This window comes from Neochlamydia sp. AcF84, from assembly GCF_011087585.1.
Classification (GTDB): Bacteria; Chlamydiota; Chlamydiia; order Chlamydiales; family Parachlamydiaceae; genus Neochlamydia.
The window spans coordinates 1-19645 of the sequence record NZ_VJOT01000042.1; the positions used below are offsets into that span (position 1 = coordinate 1).

At 37.7% G+C, this 19645-nt stretch carries 13 protein-coding genes and 2 pseudogenes; 7 read left to right on the forward strand and 8 right to left on the reverse strand.

Features of this window, described 5'->3' with window-relative positions; all coding sequences use genetic code 11:
- Window positions 1-454 precede the first annotated feature (454 nt).
- The 3 genes from NEOC84_RS04095 to NEOC84_RS04105 form a co-directional block, all read right to left on the reverse strand.
- Complete coding sequence (locus tag NEOC84_RS04095) at window positions 455-1900, reverse strand: hypothetical protein (RefSeq protein WP_166155577.1); 1446 nt, start codon at window positions 1898-1900, stop codon at window positions 455-457.
- An 892-nt stretch (window positions 1901-2792) separates the two neighbouring features.
- A complete protein-coding gene (locus tag NEOC84_RS04100; RefSeq protein ID WP_166155580.1) occupies window positions 2793-5732 on the reverse strand; it encodes a hypothetical protein in 2940 nt (979 codons plus the stop codon).
- A 672-nt stretch (window positions 5733-6404) separates the two neighbouring features.
- Window positions 6405-6572 carry a hypothetical protein gene (locus tag NEOC84_RS04105; RefSeq protein WP_166155582.1) on the reverse strand — a complete coding sequence of 56 codons (168 nt, stop codon included), beginning with the start codon at window positions 6570-6572 and terminating at the stop codon, window positions 6405-6407.
- 387 nt (window positions 6573-6959) lie between these two features.
- Here NEOC84_RS04105 and thrS point away from each other — a divergent pair, with 387 nt between their 5' ends.
- The 6 genes from thrS (at window position 6960) to NEOC84_RS09770 (ending at window position 13827) form a co-directional block, all read left to right on the forward strand.
- Window positions 6960-8897 (forward strand): threonine--tRNA ligase, encoded by a 1938-nt coding sequence (gene thrS, locus NEOC84_RS04110; protein WP_166155585.1) that lies wholly within the window; start codon window positions 6960-6962, stop codon window positions 8895-8897.
- Entirely contained in the window at window positions 8885-9637 is a 753-nt protein-coding gene (locus NEOC84_RS04115; RefSeq protein ID WP_039386553.1) for a ParA family protein, read from the forward strand. The genes thrS and NEOC84_RS04115 overlap by 13 nt, the downstream gene beginning before the upstream one ends.
- Before the next feature lie 140 nt (window positions 9638-9777).
- Entirely contained in the window at window positions 9778-10524 is a 747-nt protein-coding gene (locus NEOC84_RS04120; RefSeq protein ID WP_166155587.1) for a CT583 family protein, read from the forward strand.
- Window positions 10525-11383: 859 nt separating this feature from the next.
- Entirely contained in the window at window positions 11384-12205 is an 822-nt protein-coding gene (locus NEOC84_RS04125) for an IS5 family transposase (protein WP_166155589.1), read from the forward strand.
- Window positions 12206-12554: 349 nt separating this feature from the next.
- Window positions 12555-13268 carry an F-box protein gene (locus NEOC84_RS09905; protein ID WP_242678188.1) on the forward strand — a complete coding sequence of 238 codons (714 nt, stop codon included), beginning with the start codon at window positions 12555-12557 and terminating at the stop codon, window positions 13266-13268.
- On the forward strand, window positions 13171-13827 hold the full coding sequence (locus tag NEOC84_RS09770; RefSeq protein ID WP_347566642.1) for a leucine-rich repeat domain-containing protein: 657 nt from the start codon (window positions 13171-13173) through the stop codon (window positions 13825-13827). The genes NEOC84_RS09905 and NEOC84_RS09770 overlap by 98 nt, the downstream gene beginning before the upstream one ends.
- A gap of 8 nt (window positions 13828-13835) precedes the next feature.
- On the opposite strand, the gene NEOC84_RS04135 is transcribed toward NEOC84_RS09770, so the two are convergent.
- The 3 genes from NEOC84_RS04135 to NEOC84_RS04145 form a co-directional block, all read right to left on the reverse strand.
- A complete protein-coding gene (locus tag NEOC84_RS04135) occupies window positions 13836-14966 on the reverse strand; it encodes an ISAs1 family transposase (RefSeq protein ID WP_166155591.1) in 1131 nt (376 codons plus the stop codon).
- A 975-nt stretch (window positions 14967-15941) separates the two neighbouring features.
- A complete protein-coding gene (locus NEOC84_RS04140; RefSeq protein ID WP_166155593.1) occupies window positions 15942-16268 on the reverse strand; it encodes a hypothetical protein in 327 nt (108 codons plus the stop codon).
- A 29-nt stretch (window positions 16269-16297) separates the two neighbouring features.
- The gene (locus tag NEOC84_RS04145) at window positions 16298-16558 is read right to left on the reverse strand and encodes a hypothetical protein (protein ID WP_166155595.1); all 261 of its coding nucleotides are present in this window, start codon (window positions 16556-16558) and stop codon (window positions 16298-16300) included.
- A gap of 119 nt (window positions 16559-16677) precedes the next feature.
- Here NEOC84_RS04145 and NEOC84_RS09910 point away from each other — a divergent pair.
- Window positions 16678-17729 (forward strand): annotated as a pseudogene (locus tag NEOC84_RS09910) (IS256 family transposase).
- 242 nt (window positions 17730-17971) lie between these two features.
- On the opposite strand, the pseudogene NEOC84_RS04160 reads toward NEOC84_RS09910, so the two are convergent.
- Window positions 17972-18271 (reverse strand): annotated as a pseudogene (locus NEOC84_RS04160) (integrase core domain-containing protein); the annotation flags it as partial.
- Between the two features lie 80 nt (window positions 18272-18351).
- A complete protein-coding gene (gene ltrA / locus NEOC84_RS04165) occupies window positions 18352-19602 on the reverse strand; it encodes a group II intron reverse transcriptase/maturase (protein WP_166155601.1) in 1251 nt (416 codons plus the stop codon).
- Between the last annotated feature and the right edge of the window lie 43 nt (window positions 19603-19645).

The window sequence follows — 19645 nt, forward strand, 5'->3', positions numbered from 1 at the left end:
TGAGCTTTTTTTCCATAGCTTGCCTATATTTTTGTTGTTGCAAACTAATTTTATAGCTCTTATGTGTTAAAGAGCAATCTTATCGCATACACTTCTTAGCATTTACGCAACAACGCCCAAAAAATAAATAAATCTTTCAACAAGCCTAACAAATAATCTTTCGGCCTACATAGATAGGAAAGAGAGAATAAGTTTCTTTAATCTTATTTTTTTAATCCCTATCTACAGGAATTTAGTACTTAATTAAACTAAAACCATCGTTGATTAGCAAATATTTTAGGAATGTTTTTTTGCTGAGGTAGAGAGTCTAGGGGCTATTTAATGGGCTTTTAACAATTTTTGAAGAGTAAGGATATAGGAGAGAAAAAGGAAAGATTTAATCAAAAAGCTAAAATTTGGCATCGAAGACACCAAATTTTAGCTTTTGTATTTAGGCTAGATTGCCTCTCTCAATTTAGAAAGAGTAAATAGCTTCGGCTACAAAATTGGAATAATGATGTTTTCCACCAATACTCTTTTTAGCTGCTCTTGTTAATTCTAGTTTAAAATCAAGAGACAAGTTGTCAGTTAAAGCGTATAAGCCTTCGAATTTCCATCCTTTATAGTTAGTGTTACCACGTCCTTGGTAAGTAATACTCTCTTCGAGGATATTTCCGCGACCAATGCCATTAGTATCGTTATCAGGCATTGCATAAGCTTGTACACATTGGTATTGAGCTTCAAAAGACCAATCGCCTTCTTTTTCAACCTGGCCGATCAAGAAACCAAGGTACCAACCCCATTTTTGACGGTTATCCGAGCGATGATGGTGGTTCTGATGATGGTGAACATACAATTGGGTTGGGTTGAGTTCGTCTCTACGACCTTCATAAGCACCTGATCTATGACGTCCTTCGCCATTATAAAGCACAGCACCGAAGATTTGAGTAGGCTTGCCCCAGAACCAATCAGGATTTAAGTGATAAGTAAGAGTAAGCTGAGATGTTTTAAATCTAAAGCCATTAGGATTTCTTACAAAAAAACGGTTGCGGCCATATTTGTTCCAGTTAATGAAAGAGTATTGAACATCTAGTCCGTAATCTTTGATATTCATTAAGCCAATTTCTGTAGCATAGGCTAAGTGATTAACTCGTTCATCCACCACAAAACCAGCTACTGTCCAATACCATTCTCCTATAGCTTCAGTACTTCCACTATAGTAAAGGGCGATACCATCCATACGGCTACCAAACTGTACTTCAGACTCCAAAACATCGTAAAGTTTACGACGACCTACTTCAATATCGAAGCGAGTGCCGCCACCTTCGTAGATGTTATATCCCCAATAAGCTCTTTTTAAACTAAAATCTTTTCCTGCGCCGCTACCATGGTATCCGGCAGGATCTTGACCAAAATCTAACCAGCCATTGTCGGAAACCCCACATGCATTATCGTATTGCAAATGAGCTACGGCATAGGCACGCTCATATTCATATTTAAAGAAGACGTTGAATTCAACATTAAAATCATTGCGCGATAGAGGTAACCCACGAGGAGTAACATCTTTTTTAACCGTGTAAGGATCTGTAGCGTTACCGCCTCGCAGTTTTTTATAATCGCCATCACTTACATAATGGGCTTGAGAAAAAACACTTTTTCCTTCTTTAGTGTTAGGAAGAACGCCTTTCTCATTCACATGACGCCATTCAGATCTAACATCGCCACTTATTTTTAAGTTGTTGGCTTTCTCGGCAAGATCTACGTTTCTTTTAGTTGAAATATATTCTTGAAGGGCATTGAAATCTCTTTCGTTCAATCTTCCTTCTTGACTCAATCTATTATTCTCAATCTCTTGTGCGCTGGTAATAGATGTTATACCCATGAGCGCTAAGAGCGAGAAAAGTAGTGTATAATGTTTCATGACTTCTCCGTTATTACTTACATTGCAAGTTTAAGTGTTCAACATTAGCTTTTTTATTATGAGTAACTAGCTTCTAATGCCTGTAAGTATGACACTAAAGCTATTAATCATAAAAAGCTAAAATTGCTTTCAATCGTACTTTTCGATGCATATCTTTTAAAGATTAATCGGCTAAAAGTCAATACTTATTCCGGATAAATGAGAAATTTTAAATTATGTTTATAGTGTTTAATAAAGTTATATCCTTACAGAAAAGCCCTTTGAAAAGCCAGTGAGAAGGACACTAAGCTAAATGTTAAAGGATGGAAATAAAGCCGAGAATAACATTAGAAGCTAAACTTCATAATAATGAAAAAAAAAGATAAGTTAATGACCGCAGTGAAAATTTTAATCGTTTAATAGCTAGTGGAGTTTTTTATTACCTTGGATGATTTTCTACCTAAAAAGGAAGAGTTGTGTGCTTTTGGGCAGCCCTTTATGCAAGCAGATACTTAATAAAGGTTACATTCTTAAAGAAAGGGTCAGCTTGTAGGGATGAATTTACTTTTTAAACTCTATATCAGCAGCTTAATTAAACGGTATTCTAAGACAGCTTTAACAAGAAAAATGCAAAAGCTGATGAAAAAGATAGGGTTACTTGGACATTAGCCTAACAATACTCTTTTCTACAACTTCTTATGCAAGCATGTATAAAAACCTGTGCCTTAATTTTAAAAATGGTTTTAGATAAGCGGGATCTATTTAAAATGAAAAAATAGTTTTAAACTAGGTAAAAAACCACTTCTAGCCTTGCCAATAAACAGAGGTAGATAAAAAAACCTAATAAATTAATTAATTTTTAAGGGTGTTCTAAAGCTTGTTTGAATGGATTCATCCTGAGCGCTTGATAAAGCTAGAAAGTATATTCATAAGGACGTGGATACACTCCCCATTGAGACTGGCGTTGAGAGCCGTTTAACCAATGCTCCCAAAGGCTCATCGGGTAGCCTGTTGACCCTAAAACATCTACCCGCCATAACTCTAAAGAGCCATTGCCAGGATTGACCACAAAGGCAAAATAATCTTTTACCCAATTGGTATCTGCAAAAAAAATTGAGCTAGGCATAGCATAACCTAGCTTTTGAACAGCTTGGATCACGCGGCGATGATAATCTATAGAGCAACAAGTACGATCTAGATAAAGGCATACAATCGCTTTACAAATATCTTGTAAGGCTTGAGAGGTAACAACTTTAGTCTTCGGGGAACTTTTAATCAAAGCCCTTAAACAAGCTTGTAGTGGAAATTTATTTTCATCGATAAAGATAATATCCTTTAGTTCCTTAAAAACATTTTTTACGCGTTCTTCTAACTCTTCTAGAGAAAATAATGGCAATAAGCTGTATAAAGTTCCATCAATTACATCGGACGAAAGCGCAGCTCTTTCTTGTGCCCCTAGCCCCCGCTCCTGTTGGATTTGCTCTAATAAATAATTTCGAAAATCTACTGTTTTCATAGGAGCGGGTAAACCTGTAAATTTCTTTCTAAAAGAATGCCTATAACGTGCGGGTAGCCCTTGAGAAATAGAGTCGACAAGATAATCTAACATCTCATTATTTAAGCGTATGCGCTCAATGAAATTAGACATAGGGGCAATCAAATTGTCCCTTATCCATGTATAAGTAAAAGCATCATTTGCCCAAGCTTCTTTAAAAGGACTCAAGCCTGGTCTAAAGCCAAAGGCATGGGTAGGAGAGTGCATTAGCATAAGCTTGGTATTATCTTTAAGAAACCTTTCGCTAATAGAAGGAGGAGATTGTTTCATAATATCTGTTAAAAAAACCAAAAATTCTACAGGGCTTTCTATCCAGCGGCTAATTTTTACTGGCTTGCTATCCCGTCGAAAGTAGGTAGCTACTAAAGTTTCCATGCTACCCCCCGAGGTATAGCACCAGGGCTTCTTTTCAATCTGGTCTAAATGTTCTAAAGGAGAGGGAACTATACGGGAGTGATGAGCTGCTGCCATGCGATGAAAGGAGGTCTCCAAAAATTCTTGGGTTCGCACATGCGAAATAATAGCGGTAACCATTTCGGCATATTCATCTTTCATCCCCTCCAATTCCGCGCTCGAAGCTATTTCACTTTCTGTGGTTGAAAAAAAGCTTGCTAAAGAATCAATGAATTGAGAGGGTTCATAAATACGCATCCAAGAAGCCGGATTGTTCCTCCCAAATTTATAAAGCAATCGAAAGCCTGCAGGGCTATCGTCATAAGGGCTTGAAGTAAAATCATGCATATCAGCATCATATACTTCCTGAAAATACTTGGGGAAAAGCTCTGTATAATACTGAATGATTAGATTAAATAAGCTTGCATACCTTGAGGCTTTCCTATGAGTTTTGTTTTTTAAATCCTCGAAAGTATAAAACTCATTGCGCTTACTTTGATATTCGGCTTTTAACCAGGCAGCTTCTTTTTCAGAAGCATGCTGCATACGTCCTTCTAAATACTTCACTTGGGCATAAATTTGGGCATGTTCTTCCTCCAAATTTTGCATTTTAGCTTGGGTCTCCTCAAGCTTTTTTTGTAAGAAAGCATGTAAACACTGGCCAATTCCTCCTTTTTCTTGCGGTTCTAAGCCTAAGCTAGCATACAGATTCCACTGAGTAAAACCTGCTTTATCTTCCGCAAAGCTGGCCACTGTAAACTCCCAAGCTTTTAAAAGAGCATTATCGGCAAGGGCCTTAAAAGCTTCTTTAGCTTTGTCGTAGTGAAGTAAGAAATTAGCGCAGGCTTGGCCTTTACTAGAGCCTGCTTGAGGAACTTGAAACATCAAGCTACTTTGCATCAACCCTGAGGTTTTTTGTTGGTAATCCTCTAAATCCTTTGCGCTTATATTAAAATATTTTAGCAAAATTACTTTAAGCAGCTGTTCAGCAGAAATATAAAAGATAAAATTTTCATCTTGAACTTTTATAATCTCTTGGACTAACGCTTTTAACTTGAGAGATTTTGCATCTAGCTTTGCTTCTGCATCGACTAACCCTACTACCTCGCAGGCAGCTATTAAGCCTGGAGATAGAGATAAATTTGCTAGGGAAGTCGAGATGACTTTCTTAAGATCTCCTGAGCCCCAGGAAGGGCTTAAAGGCACAGAATATTCCGCTCCACCCCAAGTCCTTTTTAATCGCCCTGTAGTTAGCAACTCATCAATATCTAATAAAAATCTAAGAGGCTGCTCATCATGAATGATAAGGCAGGGAGCAGTAGCAAAACAAGAACCTATATTTTGCCTAAGATAACAAAGAAAAGCCGAAAGCGCTGCCCGACGTGCATGAGCATTAGTAAGAGTAGTTTTTTCAGGTAGCTGCAAGGTAGCAATAATTAGCTGTTCAGCAATTTTATTGGAGTAAGGCTTTTGAATGATGTGCAGCTGTCTTTGAACATCTTTATCCTCATTTAATACTTTCAAAGCTTTTAAGAGATGCTCCTGACGTACTGAGTCATGTTGACGCTCAGGGCCTAGAAAGTAGAGGTGCTGGGAAATAAGATGGATAACTTTAGTGAGTAAAGCAAAATTTAACTCTCCTTTATCATTGATTAGTAGATTAGCTAACCTCCTAGTTTTTAATACATTACGCACTGCGCAACTTTCTTGAAATTTTGATAGATCTAATCTCTTGGAAAGTTCATCGTATTCCTCGCTGCAAACACGTTTCAAATTATCAGCATCCTTAGCTAGAAAGCGTTTGCGGCGCTGAGAAATAAAAGTAAAAATTCTAGCAAAAAAATTTCTATCGTTTATTGGATAGGGTGAACTGTATAAAAAAGATAAAATTTTCTCAAATTCCAATTCTACAACCTTATGTCTAATTTTTTTTATCATCTATAAGGAGACAATAAGTTACAAAAAAGCATTCAATAAGCAAAAGCCTCTTAAAGCTTATTCTCCGTTAATTTGTTTAAAACAACGTAAAAAACAGTAGGCAAGTTACCACCCCGATTAAAAGATTAAGAATGGAGGAGAGAAAAACTATTTTTTCTTAAGATATTTAGGATCTCTTTTTATAGATATTTGATTGTCTCTCCCTATATCACGGTCTCTTGGTTGCATTCCCTTTTCTTTCTTAGCCAAACTCTGTCAACCGACATCCTTTTTTACAAGATTTTTTGCCTCATTTATGCTAGCAGTGCGACTTCAAAGACTTTTTTTAGATCTACATTCTCCTCCTAAGCCATTCTAACTTCGCGCTAAAGCCTTTCGATCTCTTTTCATCTCAATTAAAAAATCCTTGCCCATGTTTTCTAAAAAACCCTGTGCATCCTCCCTTTTAGGTAGTTTTATCTGGATGGATGCCTATTCCCTTTTCCTTAAATCCTTTGAAAAATCAGTTCCTTGGCTTATTGCCAGCATATGAAGAGAAAAAAGGATTTGATAATGAGTTTATAGCTTTTTGATTAATCCCTATTACTATATCTTTAATCCCTGTAAATCAGGCGTAGTCCCACTTTTCTTAAATTTTTATCATCTGCCCTGTACGGAATTAAAGATAAAGCTGCTAGAGTCGCCAAAATGCCACTGCAAAATGCCACAATGTTTGCCCCATCCCCAGCTATAAGCATTAAGCTCTTTATAAGCAATTTTTTCATCGTGATACCATGAAAGTATGCGTTCTAAGGAAGAATATTTCATATGTAGAATATTGAAGATAAGAAGTCTTAAAAGAGCAGACTCTACAATAAGAGCTTAAAAAATTTAAGCATACTCATCCTAAATTTTCAAGATAAATGGTAGATGGCGAAACCATAACATTAACAAGCATATTATATAAAGAGTAGATTTAAGTAAAAAAAACCATTAATTAACATTAAAATAATTAAATTAAATAAATTACAACAAACATATTAACTAAAAGCTTTTATTTGCTTAAACCATCCATCGAGGCTTATGGACTCCTCATTTCCTCTTTTTTACTTGCATGGCCTCCCTATTGTCTGTTAACTTCGACAATTTCTTTCCTTGCCAAATGTTTTAAGGAAGGTTATTATTAATTATCATCTTAAGGATAAGCTAATTACTATGTTCGTCAAATTGAATAACCAGCAACCTATAGAAATTCCTGAAAAAAGTACAGCTAGAGATTTAGCAGAAAAGATGAATCTTCGGGGCCCTCATCAAGCTCTAGGGGTAAGTATTAATGGAAAAAAATATGACCTGTCGCAAGAATTAAGTGAAGGAGATGAGGTCGAATTTTTTAGCTTTGAAGATCCTAAAGGCAAAGAGATTTTCTGGCATACATCTGCTCATATACTAGCCCAAGCGGTCCTTCGTCTCTATCCAGAAGCTAAGCCCACGATCGGACCACCGATCGAGAATGGTTTCTATTATGATTTTGCCAACCTAAATATTTCAGAAAACGATTTTGAAAAAATTGAAAAAGAAATGCAGGCTATCATTGGCGAAAACTATATCACGCAACGAGAAATTTTTTCTTCCAAAGAACAAGCACTACAAGCTTTTGCAAATAATAAATACAAAACTGAATTAATCAACAGCTTTGATTCGGAGCTTACAGGCTACCATCAAGGTGAATTTTTTGATCTTTGCCGCGGGCCCCATCTTTTTAATTTAGGAAAGGTTAAAGCCATAAAGTTAATGAAAACTTCGGGAGCTTATTGGAAAGGCGATCCTCAAAAAGAAATGCTCACTCGTATTTACGGCATCTCTTTTCCTGATCGTAAAATGCTTAAAGAATATTTGCAGCAAATCGAAGAAGCTAAAAAACGAGATCATAAAGTCTTAGGACCTCATCTGGATCTATTCTCTCTTAAGGAGGAGGCTCCTGGTATGCCTTTTATTCATCATAAAGGGATGATCATCTGGAACACCTTATTAAAATTCATTCGAGAATATTTAGAAGAGGGCAACTACATTGAAATTAAAACTCCTACGTTGATGGCCCGTGAACTGTGGGAGCTTTCAGGCCACTGGACTAACTACAAGCAAAACATGTTTTCCTCTTCTATTGAGGACCATGATTATGCCATCAAACCCATGAATTGTCCTGGCTGTATGCTTTTTTATAAATCTCAAGTACATAGCTATCGAGAACTTCCTCTACGTGTGGCTGAAATAGGTAATGTACATCGTTATGAACCCTCAGGCGCCTTATCAGGGTTATTTCGCTGCCGTAGCTTCCATCAGGATGATGCTCATATTTTCATGAAGCCTAGTGATATTAAACAGGAAATCCTTTCTATTCTTCATATGGCCGACAGCCTTTATACTACGTTTGGATTGCATTATCATTTGGAACTTTCCACCCGTCCGGAAAAGAATACAATCGGTAGCGATGAAGAATGGGAAATGGCTACCAAAGGCTTGAAAGAAGCTTTAGACGAGTCAGGATATTCTTATAAAATTAATCCAGGCGATGGGGCTTTTTATGGGCCTAAAATTGACTTTCATATTCGCGATGCCATCAATCGTACTTGGCAATGTGGAACTATACAATTGGACATGGCTCTTCCCGAAAGATTCCAATTAGAATATACTGCAGCTGACGGAAGCAGGCAACGGCCTGTCATGCTGCATCGGGCCATCTTTGGCTCTGTGGAGCGATTTTTTGGTATTTTAATTGAGCATTTTTCAGGAAAATTTCCTTTATGGATTAGCCCCCTTCAATTGCGTATTTTGACAGTAGCTGATAGACATGCTCCTTATGCTGATGAAATATGCGCTACACTGAAAAAAAAGGGCTTTCATGCAGATGTAGATGATGCCAGCGAATCTGTCAGCAAAAAAATCCGTAATGCTCAGCTTGCCCAGATTAACTACATTGTGACTGTAGGTGATCAAGAACAGGAGAATAAGACCATTAATCTGCGCACTCGTGACAATGTAGTACATGGCCAAATTAAACTGGATGAATTAATCCTACAGATAGAGCAAGAAAGAAAGAGCCGAAGCTTGGAAACACCTTTTAAAAAGGAGATTTCCTCATCATGCATTGTATAGCTATTAGCAGCTTTAAGGGAGGAACAGCTAAAACATCTAGTGCTTTGCATTTAGGGGCTGCCTTAGCTAAGTTTCATAAAAAGAAGGTGCTCTTAATAGATTTTGATGCACAAGCCAACCTAACAACAGGCTTAGGATTTGACCCTGATGAAAATGATAGCATGGCTACAGTTTTGCAAGGTAATAAAACTCTAAAAGAAGTTATCAAGAAGACTAGTGTTGGCAACCTTGATCTTATTCCTGCAGATACATGGCTCGAGCGAGTGGAAGTGACTGGTCAGCTGGCTTCTGACCGCTACTCTCATGAGAGATTAAGTGACTGTATTAAAGATGCTCCCTACGATTTTACTATTATTGATACCCCTCCTTCTCTTTGTTGGTTAACTGAATCGGCTTTGATTGCCGCTCAGCATGCGCTAGTATGTGCAACCCCAGAATTCTACAGCGTTAAAGGATTGGAAAGACTCTCGCAGTTTATGGAAAGCATTGGGCAACGCCACCCTTTAAATTTATTAGGAGTGATTTTATCTTTTTGGAACCCTCGTGGAAAAAGCAATGAGGCTTTTTTAGAAGTCATCGATAAAACTTTTCCAAAAAAACTTTTAAAAACTAAAATACGTAGAGACATCTGTGTATCAGAAGCTTCCATATTTGGTAAGCCCATCTTTGATACTGTACCTAATAGCAGGGCAGCTGAAGACTATATTGCCTTAACTAAAGAACTTCTCAAACGCTTATAATGTCAAGCCGCTTTACATTGACCCGCCCATAAAAGATGATCGCTAAGAAAAAAGACCCACTTTTAGACTAAAAATTAACGCCTTAACTAATAAAATTTTTACCACTCTTTACCTTCAAATCCTTAAGGATACAAAAAACCATGAGCCATGTTAACAGCTTGATATCAGAGCGTCTCAAGAAAAATAGTCAAACTTCTAAAATGTCTGCCTTAGCTAAGCAATCAGCCAGTGGAAATCTTACCAGCTTTTCGGGGATTTTTAGCCTCAGTGAATTAAATGATAAAGAAAAAGAATTTCTTCTTAATCTATTGCGTCAATATGCCGTAGGCAAGGAAGACTTGGAGCAAGACTTTACCTCTCTAACCTCTATTACTTCTGAAGTCAAAGCAATCAACAACCAAGCTGCAATTTTGCATGGAGAACGCATAAAAAAAGCTCAATCCATTCTCACGCGTTATAGGGATGGTGCTTTTACAGCTTGGCTATTAGCAGCCTATGGCAACCGTCAAACCCCTTATAATTTCTTACAGTATTATGAATTTTATGAGCAGCTCCCCAAAAAATTGCGTCCTCAAATTGAAGCGATGCCTCGTCAGGCCGTTTATACTTTGGCAAGCCGAGAAGCCCCTTTAGAAAAAAAGCAAAATTTTGTAGAGTCTTATCAAGGGGAAACAAAAGCTGAACTCTTAATTAAAATTCGAGAGCTTTTCCCTTTAGAAGACAAAGATAAAAGGGGGCCAAATTGGGGAGAAAATACTATTCAACAACTCAAGAAGCTTACAGCAATCCTTGATCAAAAAAGCGTCTCGATTTCTAAAGTCCATCAATCCCTTATTTGTGAATTGCTAGATAACTTGAAAGTCGTTGTATCAGGCCGCAAATCTTGAAATAAGAGCTTTATTAGGCTTTATAAGAGCCCGCTACCCTCTTTCGTAAAATTTCTCCCCTATAGAAAGGGCCTCTTGCTAAACCCATAGTCTGAAGTGTTATGGCTCTACTTCTGACAGCAAGCCATTTTATTACATTTTATTTTCTAACTCGTCTCAGGCAGGCCTAGAATTTCTGAGTAAATTTTGTAGTCCTTGATAGACTCTTTGAAAGGCTTTAAGGAGTGGCTTGTATTGTATAGCGAAGTAATTTTAGGAAAGCCTTACTTTAAGAAATGCAAGCATATCATAAGTGAGAAGAGAGGCAACAATAGGATTTCCTTAAGAACATGCCATGTTAATGGAGATTAACAAGTGGCTATCTTTTTCGATCATTTTGACCTTCTATCTTTAAGTTTTTTTGGTGAAAAACATTTTTAAACCAGGTAAAGGTCTTTTTTCAATTATTTCCTTATTCGATAACTCGTGTTAATTAAAGAAATAGGATGGGTGCGCATGGTGCCAAAATCATACCCACAAAAATATTGCCAGTAAGCATTTTCTACCCATCGACACGCTACATTTTTATCAGAAATCTCCTACAAGTATTACAAGGTAAGGAGCCCTACAACTAACCTTGCAGGCCTAGCTGGTTAGCCTATTTTTCTACAAACAACTTATTAAATTCTTCCTCTAGCTGCTCCCATCCAATCAACTTAAGATAGCTTAAATAAGAGGATGATTTTGATTGAGTTCGCCACTAAGGCGGAATTTAGAAAGGCGGCCTTGTTGGCTATTTAGCTTGTTTGAACCTATCCCGATAATATTGAGAAATTTAAATCCTAGTGTATACTCTTCTTTTTTAAGAAGGAGAAGATGTATGCCAGGAAGATTTGAAGGACTTACAGATACTCAATGGAGAATCTTACAACCGCTTTGGCCGCAGAATCCTCCAAAAAATTTAAAGGGAAAGCCGCATACTCCCTGGAGAAAGATTTGTAATAGCTTATTTTGGATTTTGATTACCGGCTCACGTTGGTGTGATCTGCCTAAAGGACCGAATTGGGGATCAAGATCTGCTACTCATCGGTGGCTAGGTAAATGGCAAGAAGATGGAACTTTAGATAGCTTGCTAGCGGCATTAAAGGAATGCGCAGATGTAGCGGGAATGATTAATTGGGAAAGACTAGCCATCGATGGTTTTTTTTTTCAGGGGGGGAAGGGAGGCGGTGAGTTAATAGACTATGGTTACAAGGGTAAAGGCATGACTACCCATCTTCTAGTAGACGGCAATGGCAGTCCATTAAGCTTTGAAGTAACCAGCGCTAAAGGAGATGAAAGGAAACAGGTGGAAAAGTTGATTGATCCGCATATGGATAAGCTGCAAAGGCTTTATGAATTCAGCCAAGTCATACCTATTTTAGAAGCTGATAAAGGATACGACTCAGAGAAACTTAGGGAGAAGCTGCTAAAAAGGAAAATATATCCATTTATACCTAGACGAAGAATAGGGGCTATCAAGAAAGCTGAGGTGATTGCCTGCCAGCTCAAGAAATGGAGGTGGCAAGTTGAAAGAGCCATATCTTGGCTACAACGAAAGTTTAGAAGAATCGTTGTGCGATGGGAAAGACAAGTGAAGTATTGGAAAGGGTTGTTAAATTTTAGTCTTATAATGTTTTGGATAGGCAGATTATCGGGATAGGCTCTTGGTTTCATAGTAAACTTTGCAAGAAATTAAGAGCTTTATAATGATTGAATTGTAAAGAAAATATAGCATTAAAAAAAGAGCTCCTAGAATATTAATTTAAGGCGAATTAACCAAACCAAAATTGCCGCGTCACTTAATCCTCAAAACCTGTGGCTACTCCTAAATGCTTGGAAGGCCCCCCTTTCCTTAAATCTATCCGGAAAAAAAGCGCCAGTGGTAGATCATCAAGGAGCTATCTTTTATTGATGAGGATCCGAATTCGTTTGACTTGCTTTTTTAATTTTTTTATTCTGTCTTTAAGAAGTAAAAATGATAAAAGGTCATTACTACTCAAGGAGATAAAATGCATCCTATCTCTTCAGTCTCTATTGAAAGCTTGCCCAATGAATTGCTGCTCCCTATCTTAGAGGCTTGCGCAGTTCCTTCCTTATTTAGCGTGTGTAAAAGATGGCATCATCTGCTGGCTTCTGAAGTGCTGCCTTCTCTTTATAAAAAAATAGCCCAGCTTCATTTTCCCATGGTGAATGCCACTACCCAGCGAGCTCTTGTGTTAGCTAAAGTTTATCAACTCAATCCTGGACTTACCTCTACTGAAAAAGTTTATCAAGTTTTTAAACAAGTTTTTACCTTAGCTAAATCTATTTCTCCTTTAGAATTTAAATGGAAAACAGAAGAAAAAAGAGGCTTAACTCTGGCTAATTACTCTTCTTATCTCTTAAATGTTAATCGCCTTTTACTTTGGAAAAAGCTTCCTGGTGGGGAAGAATACTTGAGCCGAGAAGAAATTAAGCACTTGCCTCTAGGGAAAAAAGGGGAGCTTTTTAGAGATTGGATTGAAGAAAATTGTAAAAACATCATGATTTTAGATTTATATAGAGTAGGCTTGACTTTTACCCCCAGAAATAGGCCAGTTATCTCAGCTGCAAGAGCTTTTTTTAAGCCAAAACCAGCTCACCAGTCTGCCTGCAGAAATCGGGCAGCTGTCTCAGCTACAAGAGCTTTATTTAAATCAAAACCAGCTCACCGCTTGGCCTACAGAAATCGGGCAGCTGCGTGAGCTACAAGAGCTTTTCTTAAATCAAAACCAGCTCACCAGTCTGCCTGCAGAAATCAGGCAGCTGTCTCAGCTACAAAGGCTTTACTTAAATCAAAATCAGCTCACCAGCCTACCTGTAGAAATAGGGCAATTGTCTCAGCTACAAAGGCTTTACTTAAATCAAAATCAGCTCACCAGCCTGCCTGTAGAAATAGGGCAATTGTCTCAGCTGCAAGAGCTTGACTTAAATCAAAACCAGCTCACCGCTTTGCTTATGGAAATCGGGCAGCTGTCTCAGCTAAAAAACCTTCAATTAGATCAAAACCAGCTCACTAGCCTGCCTGTAGAAATAGGGCAATTGTCTCAACTACGAGCGCTTTACTTAAATCAAAACCAACTCACCGCTCTGCCTGCGAAAATCGAGCAGCTGTCTCAGCTGGCATGGCTTGACTTAAATCAAAACCAGCTCACCACTCTGCCTGCAGAAATCGGGCAATTGTCTAAGCTGCAAGACTTTGAATTAACGGCAAATCCTTTGAAAGATATTGCAGAAGAAATAAGGCAGCGTTTTCAATTGTAGAATCAGGGTTAACGCATTATAAATAAATTTTTTAAAAGTTCTTCTCTGTAAGTAATATTACATGCAGCTCTCAAGCGCTTTGCTTGCAAAGATGCTTTGCGAGGATCCTTTTTTAAAAGATTTAAAGCCATTTTTCGCAAACAACTTAAATTTTGTGCCATTGTTTTGTCTTTATATTTTTGCTTGTCTTCTTCAAAGACTACATCCAAAATCCAGTGCAAATTATTCTCTACTTGCCAATGATCTCTAGCCACTCTGGCAAACCTCTTTGCATCAACTTCAAAACTCATTGCATAATATACTTGTTCTATCGTCACTTTTCCTTTTAGAGTTCTCTCCCTCTGACATAGACCCACAGATTTTAAGTTAGACCATTCTTTTGATTTAGGTAAATCTGCTGCATCTAAAACCCAATAATTGCGCTCTTCTATACGACCATGTTCTTTTTCTAATGTTTTAAAATGGTCAGCATCACAACCTTTAAACTCATTTTTAAAGGCATCTGTAAATAAGATTTCAATTTCTTCTTTAAAATCCTTTTCATTATCTTTTATTGGTAAAGCATAGTCTCCACCTCTTTCTGAAATTAAAGTCGCTGTTTTTTTATGAGAATGAATGGCATCCGTAGTAACTATGCATCCTTTTAAATCCAACATTTCTAACAACGGCTTTAAAGCTGTTATCTCATTCGATTTATCCCTTACGGCTTGCTGAGCAATGCAAAGACCATTTTCTATACTCCATGCATGTAGCATATGGGCCATGCCCTTTAAACTTTCTCCATATGCTCCACAAAGACTTTTTCCATCTATTGCAATAATGTCGCTAGATGAATGTTTTTGCAGTGATTGACTCCATGCAGAAAAACATTCGCAAAATTTATTTTTATCTATTAATGAAAAAACTCTACAAACTGTATCATGAGCGGGGATTCCATAAGGTAGATCTACATATTTTTTTAACCATTCTAAATTAGCGTCCGCTACATCTACAATTTCTATAAAGCTATCTGCCCCACAGAGCATCCCTGTTAGAGCTATAAATAAAATGGATTCTAAGCTGTATTTTTTGCATCGTTCTATTCTTGGGTCCGGGACAATTTTTAAAAATCCCATAATGACGGTGTTATCCTCTGACATGGCTTCTCCTGTATTAAAGGAAAAGTTGTGAGGAAAATATTTTTACTTATCAAGTAAAATTAAATGCGTTAACCCTGATTGTAGAATGGCCATATGTGCTTTTTAAATGGGGGTGAGCTAAAATGAAATAAAAAATTTTTAGCCATCTTATCTTTAAACAAGTCATCCGCTTTCCTTCCTACAACTAAGCAAGCTTAAGCTAATCTACACATTTATAATGACAAGAAATTTCTCTCTTTTTCTGCAGATTGCTAGGCTGGGAAAACAACCTTTCTTGACAGTCAAGAAGGTAATCGGGTCGCCCAAGGGGACTTCCCCCTTAGGCTCCCACAGACACGTACGTGAAACTCTCGCTTCATACGGCTCCTATTGTTCTTCAAGCTTTCCAGCCTTTTTTCCCCACCCTCATAAGTTCCTCGTATTTCTACTTGACTTATTGAGGTGGATTGAACAATTCAACCCCTTCGCTCCCCCTTCATTACAAAGGCTTCTTCACTACTACGAGTTGATCTGTCCCTCATACATGCTTCGATATTTCCCACTTTGTGTTCTTCACTTATATGGTTTTCTCTTAACATCATCTATGAGGTTCCCACGTTCCATACAAAAGCCTAGACTAAGTTCACGCTATCTCTATGCCGGACGCCATTTAGGCAGTAAACAGGTTTCCCCTAAATTTATCTTGGAAGAGTATGCAGCCCCCAGTTTTGACGTCATTGAGCAAGCTTTCGACACTTGAGCCAATAGTTCACTTTCGTTCGTCTCCTTAGCCCTCACCTGATATGTTTATCATACCTTTTCCTTAACGCTCACTACCTTGGCTTTTGACCAAAGCAGCTTAAGGTGGTTTGAAATCTCTTCCTGCAAAGCGACTTCGAGGAGTCATTTTCCCTCATCTTTCATATAGTTACGCACATCTACGATGTGCTCGTGGCACACACATACTTTCCTTGCTTTTCTTGCATCTTTTTTTGCTTATTTGTCGGCCTCATCTATCTCCACAATGGGTACCATACTTCCATCTGTTTCACTGATAATAATTGCTTCTTGGCTTACTGCTTCTTTTTTTAGCTTAGCTATTTTGCTTGCATGCTTTTGGGTAATCAATCTAACCATAGAAGAAGGAGCTTCAATTCCATAATGATCCTTCATCTTTTCTCCTACTTTTCCAAACGCAATATCTGCTCCAAAGTCGGTTATTGCTCGTTCTAATGGTAAAAAATACCCTCTACATCTAACCTTGGAAGAAAAAGAAAAGGGTCTAATCAATTGTCCTGCTTGTAGGAAGCACCTCTCTTCCATCCCTACTATCCCAAATGTTGTATGCCAATTTAGTTTTTTTTGGAATGCTGTCTTAATTTCATTTCCCGAGCCTTGGCTTCTTGTTCATTTACTTGATGCTTTGCCCAATCCTCAAGGCATTTTTTCCCTAAGCCTCTAACTTCGGGAATAAGAGCAAATTCAGCATCATCCGCCACTTCAATCCCTTTAACTCCTTCGGTAATATCTAATAAATCTCTGATGGATTCTAATAGACTGGGATGCTCCTTTAAGCGATTAAATACTTTATTAACTTCTTCTTCGTTAAGCATATGCAACCTCCTTTTACTACACTTTCAGTATGTATTAATCCTTCCTTATCTTGCCAACACTTTTAATTACACCCACTGACAATTTTGCACCTGTTAGAGAAAAGTTACTGAATGAATTAATGAAAATTGAGCGAAAAAAATGTATAGGGGCAGAATCCTATGAACGCACAGAAGAACGGAAAGGCTATTCTAATGGATTTAAAGATAAAACCTTAAATACTCGCTCCGGGTTATTGAAACTGAAAATACCGCAAGTGCGGGATTTAAAGTTTTATCCCTCATGTATAGAAAAGGGATGCCGTTCAGAAAGAACTTTAAAGCTTGCTATAGCCGAAATGTATGTACAAGGCGTTTCTACAAGACGTATTAAGCAAATCACCGAAGAGCTCTGTGGCTTTGATATTAGTGCTACTCAAGTTTCTAGATTAACAAGCCTTTTGGATGAAGAGTTAAAAGCCTTTCGTGAAAGGCCTCTAGAAAGAATAAAGTACCTTTATATAGATGCTAGATACGAAAAGGTTAGACATGGCGGCTACGTAAGGGATTTAGCCGTATTTTCAGCCATAGGCGTTAATGAAAAAGGAATGAGAGAGATTTTAGGTATTTCAGTAAACCTTTCTGAAGCAGAAATTCATTGGAAAACCTTTTTTGAAAATCTTCAAAACGGGGCATGCATGGGCTCGAACTTATTATTTCAGATGACCATAGTGGCCTAGGATCAGCTAGGAAAGAGGTGTTCCCTGGTGTGCCTTGGCAAAGATGTACATTTCATATGGCTCAAAATGCTCAAGGATATGCACCTAAAAAAGAAATGAAAGAAGAAATAGGGCAAGTGATGCGAGACATTTTTAATTGCCCGAATTTAAATTTAGCTTTAGAGTGCACAAGGATGGCAGTAGAAAAGTATGAAAAAACGGCTCTTAAGTTTGTAGAGTGGCTTGAAAACAATGTAGAGGAGGGGCTGACATTTTTTCAATTTTCTTTCCATCATCACGTAAAAATTAGAACTTCTAATATGATGGAAAGACTGAATCAGGAGATTAAGAGACGCACAAGAGTAGTAAGAGTGTTTCCAAATGAAGAATCATGCGAAAGATTGGTTACAGCAGTGCTTCAGGAGATTCATGAGGATTGGATGAGTGATAAAGTATACTTGAAGATAAGAGAGTGAGAACAAAAAAGATAAACAATATTTTTGCCTCTTAAGATTGTGAGTGTCAATTTTAATTGTGCCCCCTCACTCCATGAAGGGGGGCTCATTAAAATTGATGCGAACAATCTAAAAAGGGGCAAAACACCTTAAAAAAATAAGTTAGAAGAAAAAGATCTCAGATTTTACAGAAAATTTGTTGCACAATCTAATTTTAAATCGCTTAAGGTGTCCTAGACAGTACTTGACCTGACAAACATGGGTTACCTGGCAGGTACTATTTCTGTCAGTTGTAACTTGTCTAACATCTTTTCTTGCGCAAGATGTTTAGCATCTAAGAATGTTTGTAAAGGCGTCTTGCCAAAACAATACTTTCCTGTATGTGTTCTCTCGTTATTATACTCATTCATCCATTTATCCACATCCTCTTGTAATTCTTCAACATTTTTACACACTTTCTTCCTAAAAGCTAGGGCATAAAATTCATTCTGGATGGTCTGGTGAAACCTTTCGCAGATTCCATTGGTTTGAGGATGCCTAGCTTTGGTGCGAGAATGGTCAATATGGTGAGTCGACCTGTGGAACTTCCCCACAAGCCTCTCTTAGAACGGTACAGGAACCTCTCAATTCATACCGCTCCCAATTAAGCAAACGCTCCTATCATTCCTTTATTCCAGTGTACAAATAACTCTGGGTTTTCTTTTACTATCTTTCCTATAAAGATAGTCGTTCTTGTTTTATGACCTGCAAGTTCCTTGTATTTACGCATTCCCCAAGCCACTAGTGTCTTATTGAAATGTCTGCAGAATTTGTATAGAGCTGATGGAGAATATTTCCCATAGTATACTAGCCATCCTCTGATAACTGGATTATACGTTTTGGCTATATCTCCAAGTTCTAAATCTGTTCTATTTCTTATATTCCATTGCCTAATGGTTGCTTTCATAGATTTTAGCGCCGCTTGGCTTACTGCTGGTGTAAAACTTATAAATATGTTATTTCGTTTACTGTTTTTGACCAGTCTTGGCCGAAAGGTATAACCTAGAAAATCAAATTTTGTTTCCTTGTATTTTCCCTTGCGGCTTCCATCTTTACAGTAAATAATCTTTGTTTTATCTGGATGAAGCATCAAACTACATTCTTCAAATCGTTTCTTTAGATTTGTTAGAAGGTGTTGAGCCTCTTGTTCTGTGTTACAGTGTATTAATCCATCATCAGAATACCTACACCATGGCATGCTAGGATATTTCCTTGTCATCCACGTGTCAAATACATAATGAAGAAATAGATTGGCAAGCACTGGGCTAATCACTCCTCCTTGGGGCACTCCTGCATTTCTTGTCACAAGAATTCCATCTTTTAATTGAAGAGGTGCTTTTAGCCATCTTTCGATGTATAAAATAACCCATTTGTTATCTGTATGTTTTCTTACTGCTTTCATTAGAAGGTCATGGTCTATATTGTCAAATAGGCCTTTAATATCAAATTCCAGCACCCAATCGTATTTCCAACATCTTTGCCTAGTGATTCCTACAGCATCTAAAGCTGATCTATTCGGCCTATATGCATAAGAATTTTGGTGAAAATGGGGCTCTACTATAGGTTCAAACATCAGCTTTACAATCATTTGAGCTATTCTATCACTTACCGTAGGTATTCCCAAGATTCTTTCTCCACCACTTTTCTTTGGTATTGAAACGGCCTTTACAGGCGGTGGAAAATAGCTTCCCGAGGACATTCGGTTCCAGATTTTATAAAGATTGCTTTTAAGGTTTCGATCGAAGTCCTCTAGCGTTTGCTGATCTATGCCAGCTGCTCCTGCGTTTGCTTTTACAAGCTTATAGGCCTCCATAACAAGTGTTTTAGAAATAATAAAAGGTTTTGTTTCACTCACGATTTCCTCCTAGAAATCTAGTTGAATAATGAATGTTACCACT